The sequence below is a fragment of the Serratia sp. Je.1.23.a genome, assembly GCF_051129805.1.
GTDB lineage: Bacteria > Pseudomonadota > Gammaproteobacteria > Enterobacterales > Enterobacteriaceae > Serratia > Serratia liquefaciens.
The window spans coordinates 113,116-132,335 of sequence record NZ_JBCPSR010000006.1; the positions used below are offsets into that span (position 1 = coordinate 113,116).

General features: G+C 55.5%; 16 protein-coding genes. 12 read left to right on the top strand and 4 right to left on the bottom strand.

Annotated features, from left to right (window positions below; translation table 11 throughout):
• Positions 1-8: 8 nt before the first annotated feature.
• Both yaaA and AAZT04_RS19705 read right to left on the bottom strand, forming a co-directional pair.
• The gene (gene yaaA / locus AAZT04_RS19700) at positions 9-782 is read right to left on the bottom strand and encodes a peroxide stress protein YaaA (protein WP_020825141.1); all 774 of its coding nucleotides are present in this window, start codon (positions 780-782) and stop codon (positions 9-11) included.
• Between the two features lie 105 nt (positions 783-887).
• Entirely contained in the window at positions 888-2,312 is a 1,425-nt protein-coding gene (locus AAZT04_RS19705) for an alanine/glycine:cation symporter family protein (RefSeq protein ID WP_258090159.1), read from the bottom strand.
• A gap of 381 nt (positions 2,313-2,693) precedes the next feature.
• On the opposite strand from AAZT04_RS19705, the gene tal reads away from it, so the two are divergent.
• The 3 genes from tal (at position 2,694) to AAZT04_RS19720 (ending at position 5,816) form a co-directional block, all read left to right on the top strand.
• On the top strand, positions 2,694-3,647 hold the full coding sequence (gene tal / locus AAZT04_RS19710) for a transaldolase (RefSeq protein WP_371078730.1): 954 nt from the start codon (positions 2,694-2,696) through the stop codon (positions 3,645-3,647).
• A gap of 150 nt (positions 3,648-3,797) precedes the next feature.
• Positions 3,798-4,385 (top strand): molybdopterin adenylyltransferase, encoded by a 588-nt coding sequence (mog, locus tag AAZT04_RS19715; RefSeq protein ID WP_020825144.1) that lies wholly within the window; start codon positions 3,798-3,800, stop codon positions 4,383-4,385.
• 123 nt (positions 4,386-4,508) lie between these two features.
• Positions 4,509-5,816 (top strand): MFS transporter, encoded by a 1,308-nt coding sequence (locus AAZT04_RS19720; RefSeq protein WP_020825145.1) that lies wholly within the window; start codon positions 4,509-4,511, stop codon positions 5,814-5,816.
• Between the two features lie 51 nt (positions 5,817-5,867).
• Here the strand turns inward: AAZT04_RS19720 and satP are convergent, their stop codons facing one another.
• Entirely contained in the window at positions 5,868-6,467 is a 600-nt protein-coding gene (gene satP / locus AAZT04_RS19725; RefSeq protein ID WP_041415204.1) for an acetate uptake transporter, read from the bottom strand.
• A 324-nt stretch (positions 6,468-6,791) separates the two neighbouring features.
• On the opposite strand from satP, the gene dnaK reads away from it, so the two are divergent.
• The 4 genes from dnaK (at position 6,792) to nhaR (ending at position 12,438) form a co-directional block, all read left to right on the top strand.
• On the top strand, positions 6,792-8,705 hold the full coding sequence (gene dnaK, locus AAZT04_RS19730) for a molecular chaperone DnaK (protein WP_020825147.1): 1,914 nt from the start codon (positions 6,792-6,794) through the stop codon (positions 8,703-8,705).
• A gap of 106 nt (positions 8,706-8,811) precedes the next feature.
• Positions 8,812-9,942: a molecular chaperone DnaJ gene (gene dnaJ, locus AAZT04_RS19735; RefSeq protein ID WP_020825148.1), complete on the top strand. Its 1,131-nt coding sequence runs from the start codon at positions 8,812-8,814 to the stop codon at positions 9,940-9,942.
• Between the two features lie 235 nt (positions 9,943-10,177).
• Complete coding sequence (gene nhaA / locus AAZT04_RS19740) at positions 10,178-11,344, top strand: Na+/H+ antiporter NhaA (RefSeq protein ID WP_020825149.1); 1,167 nt, start codon at positions 10,178-10,180, stop codon at positions 11,342-11,344.
• Positions 11,345-11,538: 194 nt separating this feature from the next.
• Complete coding sequence (gene nhaR / locus AAZT04_RS19745) at positions 11,539-12,438, top strand: transcriptional activator NhaR (protein ID WP_004950031.1); 900 nt, start codon at positions 11,539-11,541, stop codon at positions 12,436-12,438.
• A gap of 69 nt (positions 12,439-12,507) precedes the next feature.
• Here the strand turns inward: nhaR and rpsT are convergent, their stop codons facing one another.
• Positions 12,508-12,768: a 30S ribosomal protein S20 gene (gene rpsT / locus AAZT04_RS19750; protein WP_012005147.1), complete on the bottom strand. Its 261-nt coding sequence runs from the start codon at positions 12,766-12,768 to the stop codon at positions 12,508-12,510.
• A 390-nt stretch (positions 12,769-13,158) separates the two neighbouring features.
• Between rpsT and ribF the strand changes: the two genes are divergently transcribed.
• The 5 genes from ribF (at position 13,159) to ispH (ending at position 18,986) form a co-directional block, all read left to right on the top strand.
• Complete coding sequence (gene ribF / locus AAZT04_RS19755; RefSeq protein WP_020825150.1) at positions 13,159-14,097, top strand: bifunctional riboflavin kinase/FAD synthetase; 939 nt, start codon at positions 13,159-13,161, stop codon at positions 14,095-14,097.
• 156 nt (positions 14,098-14,253) lie between these two features.
• Positions 14,254-17,070 carry an isoleucine--tRNA ligase gene (gene ileS / locus AAZT04_RS19760; protein ID WP_261104339.1) on the top strand — a complete coding sequence of 939 codons (2,817 nt, stop codon included), beginning with the start codon at positions 14,254-14,256 and terminating at the stop codon, positions 17,068-17,070.
• Positions 17,071-17,580, top strand: a complete 510-nt coding sequence (gene lspA, locus AAZT04_RS19765; RefSeq protein WP_020825152.1) for a signal peptidase II — start codon at positions 17,071-17,073, stop codon at positions 17,578-17,580.
• 1 nt (position 17,581) lies between these two features.
• Complete coding sequence (fkpB, locus tag AAZT04_RS19770) at positions 17,582-18,052, top strand: FKBP-type peptidyl-prolyl cis-trans isomerase (protein WP_020825153.1); 471 nt, start codon at positions 17,582-17,584, stop codon at positions 18,050-18,052.
• Complete coding sequence (gene ispH, locus AAZT04_RS19775) at positions 18,033-18,986, top strand: 4-hydroxy-3-methylbut-2-enyl diphosphate reductase (protein ID WP_020825154.1); 954 nt, start codon at positions 18,033-18,035, stop codon at positions 18,984-18,986. The genes fkpB and ispH overlap by 20 nt, the downstream gene beginning before the upstream one ends.
• Positions 18,987-19,220 lie beyond the last annotated feature (234 nt).

The following is a 19,220-nucleotide window of genomic DNA, read 5'->3' on the forward strand; positions in this document are numbered from 1 at the left end:
GTGGCGGATTACTGCTCGGGGCGTTTGAACACCAGTTCGTTGCCTTTGGAGTCGGCTTCATCGAAGGCGTAACCTTCCAGGTTGAAACCAAGCAGTTGTTCGCGCTGCGTCAGGCGATTCTTGATGATATAGCGGCTCATCAATCCACGCGCCTTCTTGGCGTAGAAGCTGATCACTTTGTATTTGCCGTTCTTTTCGTCGAGGAACACCGGTTTAATCAGCGTGCCGTGCAGTTTGGCCGGCTTCACCGATTTGAAGTATTCGTCGGAAGCCAGGTTGACCACCACGTCGTCGCCCTGTTGCTCCAGCGCTTCGTTAAGCTTTTTGGTGATCTGCTCGCCCCAGAAGCTGTACAAATCCTTGCCCTTGGCGTTCTCCAGTTTGATACCCATCTCCAGACGGTAAGGCATCATCAGATCGAGCGGGCGCAGCACGCCGTACAACCCGGACAGCATGCGCAGATGCTGCTGGGCAAAGTCAAAATCGCCCTCGCTGAAGTCCTGTGCGTGCAAACCGGTATAGACGTCGCCTTTGAAAGCCAGCAGGGCCTGGCGAGCATTGTCTGGGGTGAACTTTGGCTGCCAGTCGCCAAAGCGAGCGGCGTTCAACCCGGCCAGTTTGTCGCTGATGCCCATCAGTTTGGAGATTTGTACCGGCGTCAGCTCGCGGCAGATTTTGATCAGCTGCTTAGATTTGTCCAGCAGTTCCGGCTGAGTGAAGCGTTCTGTCGCCAATGGGCTTTCGTAATCAAGGGTTTTTGCAGGTGAAATAATAACGAGCATGGCCAGATCCTGTTTATCCAAGAAGGGGTACTGTAGCAAAAAGCGCGGGAAAAAGGGTCAATGGGTCTGATAGGCAGGGCGCGTTCCAGACGCGCCCGTAAAAACTCAGTTTTTATCCCATACGCCGGGTTCCAACTGAGATTTCAGTTCAGGGAAGCGGTTGGCGTCGAAAGTCGGCAATTTGCCCAGCGTACGCTGGCGGTGGTAATCGTTGGCCAGTTTCAGCGCCACTTTTGACAGTAGCAGGATCGCCGTCAGGTTGGTGATGGCCATTAACGCCATTGAGGTGTCAGCCATTTTCCAGACAACCGGCAATTCAGCCAGCGCACCAAACATCACCATGCCCAGTGCGGCGCAGCGGAAAACCAGCAGGCCGGCCGGGTGGTTGCGCTCGAGGAACACCAGATTACTTTCGGCGTAGGCATAGTTGGCGATGATCGAGGTAAAGGCGAAAAAGAAAATGGCAATGGCAACAAAGGGAGATCCCCAACTGCCGACGGCGGCGGACAAGGCTCGCTGAGTCATGTCGATACCGCTGACATTGGCTACCGGCTGATCCAGTACGCCGGACGACAGAATAATCGCGGCGGTCGCGCTGCAAATCACGATGGTATCGATAAAGACACCGAGCATCTGCACGTAGCCCTGAGACGCAGGGTGCGGTGGGTAAGGGGAGGCGGAAGCCGCCGCGTTGGGCGCGGAACCCATACCGGCCTCGTTGGAAAACAGGCCACGTTGAACGCCCTGGGTCATTGCCTGCGAAATACCATAGCCGACGGCACCTGCCGCCGCTTCCTGCAGCCCGAAGGCGCTCTTGAACACCAGCGACAAGATTGCCGGCATATGCTCGATATTCTGGCCAATCACCCAGAATGCCAGCAGTAGATAAGCCGCAGCCATCAGTGGCACCACCCATTCAGCCACGCGGGCAACCGAGCGGATACCGCCGAAGATTACCAGACCGCTCAGGACAACCAGACCGATACCGATATACAGAGGCTTCACGTTGAAGGCAACGGCGGAGGCCTGGGCAATGGAATTGGCCTGCACGGCATTGAACACTAATCCGAAGGCCACTATCAGGAAGATGGAGAACAGCACGCCCATCCAGCGCATGCCCAGCCCTTTTTCCATATAGTAAGCTGGCCCGCCGCGGAAGTTACCCTGATCGTCTTTGGTTTTGTAGAGCTGCGCCAGGCTGCTTTCGACAAAGGAAGTGGCCATGCCGATGAACGCCACCACCCACATCCAAAAGATGGCCCCGGGGCCGCCTGCGGTAAGGGCAATAGCCACGCCCGTCAGATTACCGGTGCCTACGCGTGCGGCGAGGGTGGTGCATAAAGCTTGAAAAGAGGAGATGCCCGCGCTGTCGCTTTTGTTGCTGTGTTTGAGCACCGAGAACATGTGGCCGAAATGGCGAACCTGGATGAAGCGGGTACGCAGGGTAAAATAAATGCCTGCGCCAAGCAGTAAATAAATCAGTACCGAACCCCACAAAATATTATTTATAAAATTCATCAGGTCCGTCACGGATCCCTCCTTGTTGTTATTTTTTGTGTACCGCGCCGCATCCACCGCGGGTGAAGATATATTGATTGAATTTTTACAAGAGCTTAGCTGAAACCAGTCGGGTTCCGAGCAATTGAGATTTTTCTCAGATTACTGGCCCTATTGCATCAATTTTCGCGAATTTAACATAATTTATTCAATCGATAGCACGTTATTGCCTTTTCTTCAGCTCGGGAATGACGAAAGATACGAGCGTAAACGGTTGCTCGCTCAAGGATAAAACCAGCGCCGCCGGGCCGCGATTTTCCAGCCTTGCACCGGGCCTTGCGCATGTTATTATCAGGGCAGGGCATGGTTGAACGATGCCAAAAGTTCATGCACAAACGATGAGATAATGCCAACATGACCGATAAATTAACTTCCCTGCGCCAACTCACTACCGTGGTTGCAGATACGGGCGATATCGCGGCAATGAAGCTGTATCAACCGCAAGATGCTACAACCAACCCTTCGCTGATCCTCAATGCAGCCCAAATTCCTGAATACCGCAAACTGATTGACGAAGCCATTGCCTGGGCGCGTGAGCAGAGCAGCGATCGCGAACAGCAGATCGCCGACGCCGCCGACAAGCTGGCCGTCAACATCGGTCTGGAAATCCTTAAGCTGGTTCCTGGCCGTATCTCTACCGAAGTGGACGCACGTCTGTCCTACGATACCGTGGCCAGCGTTGCCAAGGCCAAGCGCCTGATCAAGCTGTACAACGATGCCGGCATCAGTAACGACCGCATCCTGATCAAACTGGCTTCTACCTGGCAGGGCATCCGCGCGGCAGAGCAGTTGGAGAAAGAAGGCATCAACTGTAACCTGACGCTGCTGTTCTCCTTCGCTCAGGCGCGTGCCTGTGCCGAAGCTGGCGTGTACCTGATCTCTCCGTTTGTTGGTCGTATCCTCGACTGGTACAAAGCCAACGGCGACAAGAAAGAGTTCGCGCCAAACGAAGATCCAGGTGTGGTTTCCGTTACCGAGATCTACCAGTATTACAAAGAGCACGGTTACAAAACCGTGGTGATGGGCGCCAGCTTCCGTAACGTCGGTGAAATCATCGAACTGGCTGGCTGTGACCGTCTGACCATCGCCCCTACACTGCTGAAAGAGCTGGCAGAGAGCGAAGGTTCCCTGGAGCGTAAACTGGCTTACACCGGCGAAGTGAAAGCGCGTCCTGCGGCGCTGACCGAGCCTGAGTTCTACTGGCAGCACAACCAGGATCCAATGGCGGTTGAGAAACTGACCGACGGTATCCGCAAGTTTGCCGTAGACCAGGGCAAGCTGGAAAAAATGATCGCCGATCTGCTGTAATTCAGGCAGTCAGCGCAGAAAAAGGTGGCTTAGGCCGCCTTTTTTTATGCCCGCAGATCCCCGGCGCGGGCAGACACCTTATACTCTCGGGATGAATAACAGGGCGGGAAGCGAACCCGCTCGAACCCCATTAGGCTGTAGAGGTTACGCATGGACATATTACGTATTGGTTTGGTTTCAGTTTCTGACCGCGCTTCCGGCGGCGTTTACCAGGACAAAGGCATACCGGCTTTGGAAGCGTGGTTGACTGACGCGCTGGCCACGCCGTTCAAACTGGAAACCCGCTTGATCCCCGATGAGCAAACGTTAATCGAGCAAACCCTGTGTGAGCTGGTGGATGAAATGGGCTGCCATCTGGTGCTGACGACCGGCGGTACCGGGCCGGCGCGACGTGACGTGACCCCAGACGCCACGCTGGCGATCGCCGATCGCGTGATGCCTGGCTTCGGCGAGCAAATGCGTCAAATCAGCCTACACTATGTGCCAACGGCAATTCTTTCACGCCAGGTGGGGGCGATCCGCAAGCAGGCGCTGATCATCAACCTGCCGGGACAACCGAAGTCAATCAAGGAAACGCTGGAAGGGGTCAAGGACGAACAGGGCAAGGTGGTGGTGCATGGTATCTTCGCCAGCGTGCCGTACTGCATTCAGTTGCTCGAGGGGCCTTATGTGGAAACTCAGGCCGAAGTGGTAGCAGCATTTAGGCCGAAGAATGCGCGTCGCGAGATAAACCTCTAAATTTCAGCGTTATGTGAGATAAGCCCCAAGCGTTCTGGTGTGAAAATATTTTGCCGTTATAGTAAGGATTCGTTTACAGAAGCCGCTGGCTTTTATTTTAACAGTCTCCTCTGACGGTACCCTATGCCTCACGATAATAATCGCCGGTTAAACCGGCAAGACTACAAAACTCTGACGTTAGCTGCCCTGGGCGGAGCGCTGGAGTTCTACGACTTCATCATTTTCGTCTTCTTTGCTGCGGTGATGGGCGAACTCTTCTTCCCGGCGGATATGCCTGAATGGCTGCGTCAGGTGCAAACCTTCGGTATCTTTGCCGCCGGTTACCTGGCCCGGCCGTTGGGCGGCATCGTCATGGCACACTTCGGCGATTTGGTCGGCCGTAAGAAGATGTTCAGCCTGAGCATTCTGCTGATGGCGCTACCGACGCTGGGTATGGGCCTGTTACCGACCTACGCCAGCATCGGTATTGCCGCGCCGCTCTTGCTGCTGCTGATGCGCGTGCTGCAGGGGGCCGCGATTGGTGGTGAAGTGCCGGGGGCCTGGGTGTTTGTTGCCGAACACGTGCCGCGCCGCCGCATTGGTTTTGCCTGCGGTACCCTGACCGCCGGTCTGACGGTCGGTATCTTGCTGGGCTCGTTGGTGGCGACGGTGATCAACACTACGCTCAGCCAACAGACCATCGCCGAGGGGGGCTGGCGCATTCCTTTCCTGCTGGGCGGCATTTTCGGCCTGGTGGCGATGTACCTGCGCCGTTGGTTGCAGGAAACGCCAATTTTCATCGAGATGCAGGCGCGCAAAGCCCTGGCGGAGGAGCTGCCGCTGAAATCCGTGGTGCTTAACCATCGCAAGGAAGTGGTGGTGTCGATGCTGCTGACCTGGCTGCTGTCCGCCGGTATCGTGGTGGTGATCCTGATGACCCCGACTTACTTGCAAAAGCAATTTGGCATTGCCCCGGCGCTGTCGCTGCAGGCGAACAGTATTGCCACCATCATGCTGATTGCCGGCTGCATTACCGCCGGTTTGGCGGCGGATCGCTTCGGTGCCAGCAAAACCTTTATCGTTGGCAGTTTGCTGTTGGCCGGCTGCAGTTGGCTGTTTTATCGGACGGTGGGAGAACACCCGGAAATGCTGTTCGCCTGCTATGCGCTGGTAGGCTTCAGCGTGGGCGTGGTGGGCGCTGTACCCTATGTGATGGTGCGGGCTTTTCCGGCGGAAGTGCGATTTACCGGTATTTCGTTCTCATATAATGTCGCATACGCTATTTTTGGGGGTTTAACCCCAATATTTGTGACGTTGATCATGAAGTTAACCCCGTTAGCACCCGCTTACTACGTATTGGCGTTGTCGGGGATAGGATTGCTGCTGGGGATTTACCTCCATCGCGATCTGAACAGCGAAACCAGGGCGCAACGCGCCGGTTCTTACAGCTAAAAAAAAGCCCTGCAATCAACCGCAGGGCTTTTCATTTCAGGTCAATGACGCTTATGCCACTGCCCGGATAGGTTCTACATTGTTGACGCTGGGTTCGCCAATCGGCAGCACCGTACGGCCAAACTGCTCGTTGAGCACTTCCGCCATAGCCAGGTAGATGGCGCTGGCACCGCAGATGATGCCTTCGTAGCCGGCAAATTTCAGCAGCGCAGGGTTGCCGGTGATGTTACCGACGGCCAGCAGGGCGAACAGCAGCGTCAGGCTGCCGAACACGAACTGCAGCACGCGGTTGGCGCGCAGAGTGCCGAAGAACATGAACAGGGTGAAGACGCCCCACAGTGCTAAATAGATCCCCAGCACGCTGGCGTCGGTTGGTTCAGCCAGGCCCAGGCGTGGCAGCAGCAGCAGCCCGACCAGGCTCAGCCAGAAGCTGCCGTAAGAGATAAAGGCCGTCATGCCGAAGGTATTGCCTTTCTTGTATTCCAGCAGGCCAGCCATAATCTGGGCCAGTCCACCGAAGAAAATCCCCATGCTGATGATGGAAGAGTTCAATGGGAAAAAGCCCGCGTTGTGCAGGTTCAGCAAGACGGTGGTCATCCCGAAGCCCATCAGGCCGAGAGGGCCGGGATTCGCCAACTTGTTGGTGTGCATATGTCCTCTGCGATAACAGAATTTTAACGAAAATGGATAGGTAAATTCATAAATGGTCTGAATGGCCGAAAAACCTATAACTTCCATCAGAGCGCGCGGCATCATAATGATCCCCAGAACAGGAAACAATGATCTGAGTGACGATAAAAACGAATTTTTTTTTGCCCTGCCCCTTGATGCTGGATTGTATGGCCCCATCTTATTTGCAACCGCAGTTGCTGACCGCGGGTAAGTCTGAAATGTCGGGCAGTTGAAAAGCAAAAATTCGCCCGCATATAGGTTAGCAACCTGACCGAATATGAATTTATTAGTGGAGACGTTTAGATGGGCAAAATCATTGGTATCGACCTGGGTACTACCAACTCTTGTGTAGCAATTATGGATGGTGGTAAAGCGCGCGTGCTGGAGAACAGCGAAGGCGATCGTACTACACCTTCGATCATCGCATATACCCAGGATGGTGAAATTCTGGTTGGCCAGCCTGCTAAGCGTCAGGCTGTTACTAACCCACAAAACACCCTGTTTGCGATCAAGCGCCTGATTGGCCGTCGCTTCCAGGATGAAGAAGCACAGCGTGATAAAGACATCATGCCGTACAAAATTGTGGCTGCTGATAACGGCGACGCATGGGTAGAAGTGAAAGGCCAGCGTGTGGCACCACCGCAGATCTCTGCAGAAGTGCTGAAGAAAATGAAGAAAACGGCGGAAGATTACCTGGGTGAACCGGTAACTGAAGCGGTTATCACCGTACCTGCATACTTCAACGACGCACAGCGTCAGGCGACCAAAGACGCCGGCCGTATCGCAGGTCTGGAAGTAAAACGTATCATCAACGAACCGACCGCTGCGGCCCTGGCTTACGGCCTGGACAAAGAAGTCGGCAACCGTACCATCGCGGTTTATGACCTGGGTGGCGGTACTTTCGATATCTCTATTATCGAAATCGACGAAGTTGACGGTGAAAAAACCTTCGAAGTTCTGGCAACCAACGGTGATACCCACCTGGGTGGTGAAGACTTCGACAGCCGCCTGATCAACTATCTGGTGGAAGAGTTCAAGAAAGAACAAGGTTTCGACCTGCGCAACGATCCGTTGGCGATGCAGCGTCTGAAAGAAGCCGCTGAGAAAGCGAAGATTGAACTGTCTTCAGCTCAGCAGACCGACGTAAACCTGCCGTACATTACTGCAGATGCGAGCGGTCCAAAACACATGAACATCAAAGTGACCCGTGCAAAACTCGAGTCGCTGGTAGAAGATCTGGTTGCGCGTTCTATCGAGCCGCTGAAAGTCGCTCTGAAAGACGCTGGCCTGTCGGTTTCCGACATTCAGGACGTGATCCTGGTGGGCGGCCAGACCCGTATGCCAATGGTTCAGAAGAAAGTCGCTGACTTCTTCGGTAAAGAACCGCGTAAAGACGTTAACCCGGACGAAGCCGTTGCGGTGGGTGCTGCGGTACAGGGCGGCGTGTTGGCCGGTGATGTGAAGGATGTTCTGTTGCTGGACGTTACCCCGCTGTCGCTGGGTATCGAAACCATGGGCAGCGTGATGACTCCGCTGATCACCAAAAACACCACCATCCCGACCAAGCACAGCCAGGTGTTCTCTACCGCTGAAGACAACCAGTCTGCGGTAACCATCCACGTGCTGCAGGGTGAGCGTAAACGCGCTAACGATAACAAGTCACTGGGCCAGTTCAATCTGGACGGCATCCAGGCGGCTCCACGCGGTATGGCGCAAATCGAAGTGACCTTCGACATCGACGCCGACGGTATTCTGCACGTGTCTGCCAAAGACAAGAATACCGGCCGTGAGCAGAAGATCACCATCAAGGCTTCTTCTGGTCTGAACGAAGAAGAAATCCAGAAAATGGTGCGCGATGCTGAAGTGAACGCCGAAGCTGACCGTAAGTTCGAAGAGCTGGTGCAGACCCGTAACCAGGCCGACCACCTGATCCACGGTACCCGTAAGCAGTTAGAAGAAGCGGGCGACAAACTGCCGGCGGAAGACAAAACGGCTATCGAAGCGGCGCTGAAAGATCTGGAAGTTGCGGTTAAAGGCGAAGATAAAGCCGAGATCGAAGCTAAGACCCAGGCTCTGGTGCAGGTTTCCGGCAAGCTGCTGGAAATGGCTCAGGCGCAGCAGGCTCAGCAAGGTGCTGATGCCGGTGCTGATAACGCGGCGCAGAAAGACGACGACGTGGTTGACGCTGAGTTCGAAGAAGTTAAAGACAAAAAATAATCGCCCTTAAGCGGGCACGGAACGGCTGAGAGGCCGTTACCGGAAACCAGCACGGGCGTCGAGGCAACTCTACGCCCGTGCACGCATGTTAAGGGTTACAGAAATAATGGCGAAGAAAGACTATTACGAGATTCTCGGCGTCTCCAAGACGGCGGAAGAACGTGAGATCAAAAAGGCGTATAAACGCCTGGCGATGAAGTACCATCCTGACCGCAACCAGGATCAGGACGCCGAAGCCAGATTTAAAGAGGTCAAGGAAGCGTACGAAGTTCTGACCGACGATCAAAAGCGTGCGGCCTACGATCAATACGGCCATGCGGCGTTTGAACAAGGCGGCATGGGCGGTGGCGGTGGGTTTGGCGGCGGCGGTGCCGACTTCAGCGATATCTTTGGCGACGTATTTGGCGACATCTTCGGTGGTGGCCGCCGTCAACGCGCCAGCCGCGGTTCCGATCTGCGCTACAACATGGAGCTGTCCCTCGAGGAAGCTGTTCGTGGCGTGACCAAAGAGATCCGCATTCCGACGCTGGAAGAGTGTGGTGTTTGTCACGGCAGCGGCGCGAAGCCAGGCAGCTCGCCGGTGACCTGTCCAACCTGTCACGGTCAGGGCCAGGTGCAGATGCGCCAGGGCTTCTTTACCGTGCAGCAGGCCTGTCCGCATTGCCATGGCCGCGGTCAGATCATCAAAGACCCTTGCAACAGCTGCCATGGCCACGGCCGGGTAGAGAAAGCCAAAACGCTGTCGGTGAAAATCCCGGCCGGCGTGGATACTGGTGACCGCATCCGCCTGGCGGGTGAGGGTGAAGCAGGCGAACACGGCGCACCGGCTGGCGATCTGTACGTTCAGGTTCAGGTGAAGGCTCACCCGATCTTCGAGCGTGAAGGCAACAACCTGTACTGTGAAGTACCGATTAACTTCGCGATGGCAGCATTGGGTGGTGAGATCGAAGTGCCGACGCTGGATGGCCGCGTGAAGCTGAAAGTACCGACAGAAACCCAGACCGGCAAACTGTTCCGCATGCGCGGCAAGGGTGTTAAATCGGTACGTGGCGGCAGCCAGGGCGACCTGCTGTGCCGTGTAGTGGTGGAAACCCCGGTTAACCTGAACGACAAGCAGAAGCAATTGCTGAAGGAACTGGAGGAGAGCCTGGGTGGCCCTTCCGGTGATAAAAACAGTCCGCGTTCGAAAAGTTTCTTCGACGGCGTGAAAAAGTTTTTTGATGACCTGACGCGTTAAGCTTCTGTCTCCGTTAGCGTTCTGCATAACCCCGGTGTCAAAACCGGGGTTTTTTATTGACATTCATTTACCAATATCCCTATAAAAAGTGTGATATATATCGTTAATAGATCGGTTTTAACGATGTTTAAAGCATTTATAAACGTATTTTATCGAGCTAAATCGCCGTCTATACTCGTTCCATTACTTTGTCTGCGGGGCCCATGTGCTACGCACAGATCTGGAGAGACGTATTGTGACCAACATTATTCGTCAGTTTTTACGTCAGGAGGCCGCGGGCGGTATCATCCTGATAGTCGCCGCGATTATTGCGTTGATCATGGCCAATACCCCGGCTCAGGGGATCTATCACGCTTTCCTCAATTTACCGGTTATGGTGAAGGTGTCTTCACTGGAGATTGCCAAGCCGCTGCTGCTGTGGATTAACGATGGCCTGATGGCGATCTTTTTCTTGGTGGTGGGGCTGGAGGTTAAGCGTGAGCTGATGCAAGGCTCATTGGCCGGGCGCGACAAGGCGGTCTTCCCGGCAATTGCCGCGCTGGGCGGCATGCTGGCACCGGCGCTGATTTACCTGATGTTCAACGGCGCGGACGAGGTGACTCGTCAGGGCTGGGCAATCCCGGCGGCGACCGATATTGCGTTTGCCCTCGGGGTGATGGCGCTGTTGGGTAACCGTGTGCCAACCAGCCTGAAGGTGTTCCTGCTGGCGCTGGCGATTATTGATGACCTGGGCGTGATCGTGATTATCGCGCTGTTCTATACCCACGAAGTCTCGATGGCGGCGCTGGGCGTGGCGGCGGCGGCTGTTGCGGTACTGGCGTTTATGAACTGGCGCGGGGTGGGGAAAACCTCACTCTATATGATTGTCGGCCTGGTGCTGTGGGTAGCTATCCTCAAATCCGGGGTGCATGCAACGCTCGCCGGGGTGATCGTCGGCTTTATGATCCCGCTGAACGTGAAGAAAGGCCCGTCGCCTTCAGAAACGTTAGAGCATGAACTGCATCCGTGGGTGGCCTTTATGATCCTGCCGCTGTTTGCTTTCGCTAACGCTGGCGTTTCATTACAGGGCGTGTCGTTGAGCGGGCTGACCTCGCTATTGCCGGTCGGGATCGCGGCGGGTCTGTTTATCGGTAAGCCGTTGGGCATCTTCACCTTTAGCCTGTTGGCAGTGAAGCTGGGGATTGCCAGGTTGCCTGAAGGAATTGGTTTCAAACAGGTGTTTGCCGTTTCTGTGCTCTGTGGTATTGGTTTCACCATGTCGATTTTCATCGCGTCGCTGGCGTTTGGTGATGCGGATGTTGTACTAAGCACCTATTCGCGACTGGGGATCCTGATTGGGTCAACTACGGCGGCGGTGGTCGGGTACGCTCTGTTGCGCATGTCGTTACCAAGGGTCAGATAACCCCTTTAGGGTATCCCCTGTTTGCGGGGACACACTACAATAGCTGGTCGGAGCTGCACAGTATAAAATATGTGCAGCTTCGGCCGTTCTGTTTGGGACGAATGCAGCAACAGGTTGTCTGAAACAGGGAAAGGACATTAGTCGCTCGTCACGGTCGAAAGTTCGCCGCGATGAAATGTTAAGGAGAGCACCTCGTGAGGATGTCGCATATCAACTTTAATCACCTTTACTACTTCTGGCAGGTCTGCAAGGAAGGTTCTGTGGTCGGCGCCGCCGAAGCGTTGTTTCTGACGCCGCAGACCATCACAGGCCAGATCAAAGCGCTGGAAGAGCGTTTGGACGGCAAGCTGTTCAAGCGGCAGGGGCGTGGGCTGGTGCCTTCTGAATTGGGGCAGCTGGTGTTCCGCTATGCCGACAAGATGTTTATGCTCAGCCAGGAAATGCTGGATATCGTCAACTACCGCAAGGAATCCAACCTGCTGTTCGACGTTGGGGTGGCGGATGCGCTGTCCAAGCGTTTGGTGAGCCAGGTGCTGGAAACGGCGGTGGTGGTGGATAATGAGCAAATTCACCTGCGTTGCTTTGAGTCGACGCATGAGATGCTGCTGGAGCAGCTCAGCCAGCATAAGCTCGATATGATCCTGTCAGACTGCCCGGTGGACTCCAGCCAGCAGGAAGGGCTGTTTTCACTTAAGCTGGGTGAGTGCGGCATCAGCTTCTTCTGTCGTCAGCCGGCGCCGGACCTGCCGTTCCCCGCCTGCCTGGAACAGCGCAAATTGTTGATCCCTGGCCGACGTTCGATGCTGGGACGTAAATTGCTTAACTGGTTTAACACCCAAGGCATTCAGGTAGAAATCCTGGGCGAGTTTGACGATGCGGCCCTGATGAAAACCTTTGGCATGTACCACAACGCGATCTTCGTTGCTCCGACGCTGTATGCGCAAGATACCTATAACGACGATGACGTGGTGGAGATTGGACGTATTGATAGCGTGCAGGAAGAGTACTACATCATCTTTGCCGAGCGCATGATCCAGCATCCGGCGGTACAGCGGGTGTGCAACAAGGACTTCTCTGCGCTGTTTGCCTACTAGACCGGGTAGCGCAGACGTAAAAAAACCGGCCTGAGCCGGTTTTTTTTCAAGCAGACAACACGATGCTTATTACAAAGCGTTGATGCGCGCCGACAGGTTTGACTTATGGCGTGCTGCTTTGTTTTTGTGGATCAGGCCTTTAGCAGCCTTGCGGTCCACGATTGGTTTCATTACAGCGTAAGCAGCTTGCGCAGCTTCTTTGTCGCCAGTGGCGATAGCAGCTTCTACTTTCTTGATGTAGGTACGCATCATTGAGCGGCCGCTAGCGTTATGCTTACGACGCTTCTCAGACTGTACGGCGCGCTTCTTAGCTGATTTGATATTAGCCAAGGTCCAACTCCCAAATATATTCTATTGAGGACAATTCGAAGGCCGAGGAATATGCCCTTTTAGCCTGCGTTTGTCAATGAATTTGTGCAAATAAGCGCCGTTTGTACGGGCGGCACTTGCTACGTTGTGATGGCGCAGGATTTTACCAGCTTCGGTCATGGGAATACAGTCTTTCGCGAGAAAATTCACCAATGATTTGCCACGGTGGTCGCAACCCATTGGCCGCAGTCGGTAATCACCCGGATGACGCCGGATAAACTGCGGTTAGGGCGTTTCACCTGCAGATTATCTCCGGTATGGTATGTCTATTACATAAAGGCACCAATCGCGGGTTAACCTTAACCGCTGTACAAGGTATAATCCGGCGATTTCCACTGTTTTGAGCCAGCTATGGAGCTAATTCGCGGCATTCACAATATCCGGGCACGCCACCATGGTTGCGTGCTCACCATCGGCAACTTTGACGGCGTACACCGCGGTCACCAAGCGTTGCTGGAGCAGCTGAAACAAGAGGGGCAACGCCTCGGGCTGCCAGTGATGGTCATGATCTTTGAGCCGCAGCCGCTGGAAATGTTTGCAGCGGACAAGGCACCGGCCCGTCTCACGCGTTTGCGTGACAAGGCCAAATACCTGGCGCAGGCGGGGGTTGATTACCTGCTGTGCGTCAAGTTTGATCCGCGTTTTGCCGCCAACACGGCACAGGCGTTCGTCGCCGACCTGCTGGTGGAAAAACTGGGCGTGAAATTCCTGATGGTCGGGGATGATTTTCGCTTTGGCGCTACCCGCCAGGGCGATTTTCCGCTATTGCAAAAAGCCGGGAAAGAATACGGCTTTGAAGTGATCAGCACGCCGACCTTCCGCGAGGGCGATCAACGCATCAGCAGCACGGCGATCCGCAATGCGCTGCGCGATGACGACCTGGCGCAGGCGGAGACGCTGCTGGGCCACCCGTACAGCATTTCTGGTCGGGTGGTGCACGGCGATGAGCTGGGTCGCACCATCGGCTTCCCGACCGCCAACCTGCCGCTGAAGCGCCTGGTTGCCCCGGTGAAAGGGGTTTATGCGGTAGAAGTTTATGGTCTGGGGCCTGAGCCGCTCCCTGGCGTAGCCAATATCGGCACGCGCCCAACCGTTGCCGGTGTACGTCAGCAGCTGGAAGTCCACCTGCTGGATGTCACAATGGATCTTTACGGGCGCCATATAGACGTGGTGCTCCGCGCGAAATTGCGCAATGAACAGCGTTTTGCTTCGCTCGATGCCCTGAAGCAGCAAATCGCCAATGATGTGGTGACGGCCCGAAAGTTTTTCGGGTTAAAAACACTGGTTTAATCGTTTACCCTAAACAATTCGAGTGGCATCGTGGCGGCAACCGCGCGAACCCCGATGAGCTTGCACAGGCAAGTGATTCGGGTAAGAAAGGGCAGCCAACAAAGATGCAGCTTGAAGTGTGACGGGTAAATAGCCGAAAACGGAAACGAGAATCTCATGAGTGACTACAAGAATACCCTGAACTTGCCGGAAACAGGGTTCCCGATGCGCGGCGATCTGGCCAAGCGTGAACCTGGCATGCTGCAACGTTGGTATGAACAGGATCTGTACGGGATTATTCGTACTGCCAAAAAGGGCAAAAAATCCTTCATTTTGCATGACGGCCCTCCGTATGCGAACGGCAGCATTCACATTGGTCACTCGGTTAACAAGATTCTCAAAGACATTATTATCAAGTCGAAAGGGATGTCCGGCTTCGACTCGCCTTACGTTCCGGGTTGGGACTGCCATGGCCTGCCGATCGAACTGAAAGTTGAGCAACTGTACGGCAAACCGGGTGAGAAACTCACCGCCGCGGAATTCCGTGTGAAGTGCCGTGAGTACGCCGCTGAGCAGGTTGAAGGCCAGAAAAAAGACTTTATCCGTCTGGGCGTGTTGGGCGACTGGGATCACCCGTACCTGACCATGGACTTCAAAACCGAAGCCAATATCATCCGCGCGTTGGGCAAAATCATCGACAACGGCCACCTGCTGAAAGGCGCTAAGCCGGTGCACTGGTGTACCGACTGCCGCTCTTCGCTGGCGGAAGCGGAAGTGGAATATTATGACAAGACTTCGCCGTCGATCGATGTGGCTTTCCACGCGGTTGACGCGGCTGCCGTGGCGGCCAAATTTGGCGTCACCAGCTTCAACGGCCCGGTTTCTCTGGTGATCTGGACCACCACGCCGTGGACCTTGCCGGCTAACCGCGCGATCTCTTTGCACCCTGAATTTGCTTATCAACTGGTGCAGGTCGAAGGCCAATGCCTGATCCTGGCCGCTGAGCTGGTAGAAAGCGTGATGAAGCGCGCCGGTATCAGCTCATGGACCGTGCTGGGCAGCTGCAAAGGCGCCGATCTGGAGTTGATGCGCTTCGAACACCCGTTCATGGGCTTCGACGTGCCGGCGATCATGGGCGAACACGTCACGCTGGATGCCGGTACCGGTGCGGTCCATACCGCCGGTGGCCACGGTCCGGATGACTTTGTCATCAGCCAGAAATACGGTCTGGAGATTGCCAACCCGGTAGGGCCGAACGGCTGCTACCTGACCGGCACTCATCCGTTGCTGGACGGCAAGTTTGTCTTCAAGGCCAACGATCTGATCGTAGACCTGCTGCGTGAGAAAGGCGCACTGTTGCACGTTGAAAAACTGGTTCACAGCTATCCATGCTGCTGGCGCCACAAAACGCCGATCATCTTCCGCGCAACGCCACAGTGGTTCATCAGCATGGACCAGAAAGGCCTGCGTCAGCAGTCGCTGGAAGAGATCAAAGGCGTGCAGTGGATCCCAGAATGGGGCCAGGCACGTATCGAAACCATGGTGGCCAATCGCCCGGACTGGTGTATTTCGCGTCAGCGTACCTGGGGCGTGCCGATGTCGCTGTTTGTGCACAAAGACACCGAACAACTGCATCCACGCAGCGTTGAGCTGATGGAAGAAGTGGCGAAGCGCGTTGAGCAAGACGGCATTCAAGCCTGGTGGGATCTGGACGCTGCCGATATTCTCGGCGCGGATGCTGCCGACTACGTCAAAGTGCCAGACACCCTGGACGTGTGGTTCGACTCCGGTTCTACCCACTCTTCCGTGGTTGACGTACGTCCTGAGTTCCAGGGCCACGGTGCCGACATGTATCTGGAAGGCTCCGATCAGCACCGCGGCTGGTTTATGTCATCGTTGATGATTTCCACCGCGATGAAGGGCAAGGCGCCATACAAAGAAGTGCTGACCCACGGTTTCACCGTTGACGGTCAGGGCCGCAAGATGTCCAAGTCCATCGGCAACACCGTCAGTCCACAAGACGTGATGAACAAGCTGGGTGGCGACATCCTGCGCCTGTGGGTGGCGTCTACCGACTACACCGGTGAAATCGCGGTGTCCGACGAGATCCTCAAGCGTTCTGCCGATTCTTATCGTCGTATCCGTAACACCGCGCGTTTCCTGTTGGCCAACCTGAACGGGTTTGAGCCAAGCACCGATTGCGTGGCCCCGGAAGATATGGTGGTACTGGATCGCTGGGCGGTGGGCCGTGCACTGGCGGCGCAGAAGGATATCGAACAGGCTTACGCCAACTATGACTTCCATGAAGTGGTGCAGCGCCTGATGCAGTTCTGCTCGGTCGAGATGGGCTCCTTCTACCTGGATATCATCAAGGATCGTCAGTACACCGCGAAGAGCGACAGCGTTGCTCGCCGCAGCTGCCAGACCGCATTGTTCCACATCGCGGAAGCGTTGGTTCGCTGGATGGCGCCGATCATGTCGTTCACCGCCGATGAAATCTGGAGCTTCCTGCCAGGCAAACGTGCGCAGTACGTGTTCACAGAAGAGTGGTACGACGGTCTCTTCGGTTTGGCCGAAGGTGAAGGCATGAACGACGCCTTCTGGGCCGAGCTGCTGAAAGTGCGCGGCGAAGTGAACAAGGTGCTGGAACAGGCACGTGCCGACAAACGCCTGGGGGGTTCTCTGGAAGCGGCGGTCACGCTGTATGCCGACGCCGAACTGGCCGAACGTCTTAACAGTCTGCAGGATGAGCTGCGCTTTGTGTTGCTGACCTCGGCGGCGCGCGTTGCTCCACTGGCCGATGCGCCGGCGGATGCACAAACAGCAGAATTGGTGAAAGGTCTGAAAATTGCCTTCAGCACCGCAGAAGGTGAGAAGTGCCCGCGCTGCTGGCATTACACCACCGATATCGGCCTGGTGGCGGAGCATGCAGATCTTTGCGGCCGCTGTGTGATCAACGTAGCCGGTGACGGCGAAAAGCGTAAGTTTGCCTAAATGAGTAAACCAATCTGTTCGACCGGTCTGCGCTGGCTGTGGCTGGTGGTGGTGGTGTTGGTACTGGATTTCGCCAGCAAACAGTGGATCCTCGGTAACTTTGTGCTGGGCCAGTCCCAGCCGCTGATCCCGTCGTTCAATCTGTTTTATGCGCGCAACTACGGCGCCGCCTTCAGCTTCCTCGCCGATCACGGCGGCTGGCAGCGCTGGTTCTTTGCCGGCATCGCCGTCGCTATCGTTGCGGTGCTGTTGGTGATGATGTACCGCAGTCAGGCACAGCAAAAGCTGAACAATATTGCCTATGCTTTTATCATCGGCGGAGCGCTCGGCAACCTGTTCGATCGCCTGTGGCACGGGTTCGTGGTCGATTTCATCGACTTCTACGTAGGCGACTGGCACTACCCGACCTTCAACCTGGCGGATAGCTTTATCTGCGTGGGGGCGGCGATGATCGTGCTGGAAGGCTTCTTGTCGCCGGCGAGCAAAAGCGCAAAGAGTAAAGGTGAGTAATATGACGGTTCAGGTTAACGGTAGCAGCGCAGTGCTGGTTCACTTCACGCTGAAACTGGAAGACGGTTCGACCGCAGAATCTACCCGCAGCAGCGGCAAACCGGCGCTGTTCCGTCTGGGTGACGGCAGCCTCTCAGCACCGCTGGAAGCGGAGTTGATTGGCCTGCGTGCGGGCGACAAGTGCGCCTTTACCTTGCAGCCGGAAGCCGCATTCGGTGCAGAGAACCCGGACCTGGTCCAGTACTTCTCACGTCGCGATTTCGCGGAGACTGGGGTACCGGATGTGGGCACTATCATGCTGTTTACCGCCGTCGACGGCAGTGAAATGCCGGGCGTGGTGCGTGAAGTGGCGGAAGATTCGATTACCGTTGATTTCAACCATCCGCTGGCGGGCCATCCGGTGAGCTTCGATATTGAAGTGCTGGAGATTGATCCCGTGCAGGAGGAGACGCATGCAAATATTGCTGGCTAACCCACGTGGCTTCTGCGCCGGGGTTGATCGTGCGATCAGTATAGTAGAGCGTGCACTGGAAATTTACGGTGCGCCTATCTATGTACGCCACGAAGTGGTGCATAACCGCTATGTGGTGGACAGCCTGCGCGAGCGCGGGGCGGTGTTTATTGAGGAGATCGGTGAAGTGCCGGATGGGTCGATTCTGATCTTTTCGGCGCACGGGGTTTCCCAAGCGGTACGGGCGGAAGCTAAGGCGCGCGATCTGACCATGCTGTTTGACGCAACTTGTCCGCTGGTAACCAAAGTGCATATGGAGGTGGCGCGCGCCAGCCGTCGTGGCACTGAGGCGATCCTGATTGGCCATGCCGGCCACCCGGAGGTGGAAGGCACCATGGGCCAGTACAGCAACCCGAAGGGGGGCATGTATCTGGTTGAGTCGCCGGACGACGTGTGGAAGCTGCAGGTGAAGGATGAAAGCAACCTGTGCTTTATGACGCAAACCACGCTGTCGGTGGATGACACTTCTGACGTGATCGACGCCTTGCGCAAGCGCTTCCCGAGCATCATCGGGCCACGTAAGGACGACATCTGCTATGCCACGACCAACCGCCAGGAAGCGGTACGGAACCTGGCCGGGGATGCGGACGTGGTGTTAGTGGTGGGCTCGAAGAACTCATCCAACTCCAACCGTCTGGCTGAATTGGCTCAGCGCGTTGGCAAGCCGGCCTACCTGATCGATTCCGCCGCGGATATTCAGGAAGCCTGGCTGAAGAACGCGAGTAACATCGGCGTTACCGCCGGTGCGTCCGCCCCTGACGTGCTGGTACAGGACGTGATCGCCCGTCTGAAAGCCTTGGGCGGCCTTAACGTCCATGAAGTCAGCGGCCGTGAAGAGAATATCGTGTTTGAAGTGCCAAAAGAGCTGCGGGTCGATATCCGGCAGGTTGACTAGGCCACAGTGGTAAATAAATGAACGGGGAGCTTAGGCTCCCCGTTTTGCATTTGGGGATCGGGGGACGGGGGCAATATTAGATCGAGAGGAAGGAATAGGATGTAATTCAAATTTTCTGTTATTTAAAGTCAAATTTGTTCTGACAATTTGAATTAATGAAAAATGAAGTGCTTATATAGACAGTAATAAAGTTATTAAGACTAATATCATTAGTCTGCAATCTAAATAAAGTCT

Excerpts from the sequence above, each read along its gene's own strand:
- ileS (WP_261104339.1), top strand. The coding sequence starts at position 14,254 with ATGAGTGACTACAAGAATACCCTGAACTTGCCGGAAACAGGGTTCCCG.
- tal (WP_371078730.1), top strand. The coding sequence starts at position 2,694 with ATGACCGATAAATTAACTTCCCTGCGCCAACTCACTACCGTGGTTGCA.
- lspA (WP_020825152.1), top strand. The coding sequence starts at position 17,071 with ATGAGTAAACCAATCTGTTCGACCGGTCTGCGCTGGCTGTGGCTGGTG.
- dnaJ (WP_020825148.1), top strand. The coding sequence starts at position 8,812 with ATGGCGAAGAAAGACTATTACGAGATTCTCGGCGTCTCCAAGACGGCG.
- AAZT04_RS19720 (WP_020825145.1), top strand. The coding sequence starts at position 4,509 with ATGCCTCACGATAATAATCGCCGGTTAAACCGGCAAGACTACAAAACT.
- yaaA (WP_020825141.1), bottom strand. The coding sequence starts at position 782 with ATGCTCGTTATTATTTCACCTGCAAAAACCCTTGATTACGAAAGCCCA.
- satP (WP_041415204.1), bottom strand. The coding sequence starts at position 6,467 with ATGCACACCAACAAGTTGGCGAATCCCGGCCCTCTCGGCCTGATGGGC.
- fkpB (WP_020825153.1), top strand. The coding sequence starts at position 17,582 with ATGACGGTTCAGGTTAACGGTAGCAGCGCAGTGCTGGTTCACTTCACG.
- ispH (WP_020825154.1), top strand. The coding sequence starts at position 18,033 with ATGCAAATATTGCTGGCTAACCCACGTGGCTTCTGCGCCGGGGTTGAT.
- dnaK (WP_020825147.1), top strand. The coding sequence starts at position 6,792 with ATGGGCAAAATCATTGGTATCGACCTGGGTACTACCAACTCTTGTGTA.
- mog (WP_020825144.1), top strand. The coding sequence starts at position 3,798 with ATGGACATATTACGTATTGGTTTGGTTTCAGTTTCTGACCGCGCTTCC.
- ribF (WP_020825150.1), top strand. The coding sequence starts at position 13,159 with ATGGAGCTAATTCGCGGCATTCACAATATCCGGGCACGCCACCATGGT.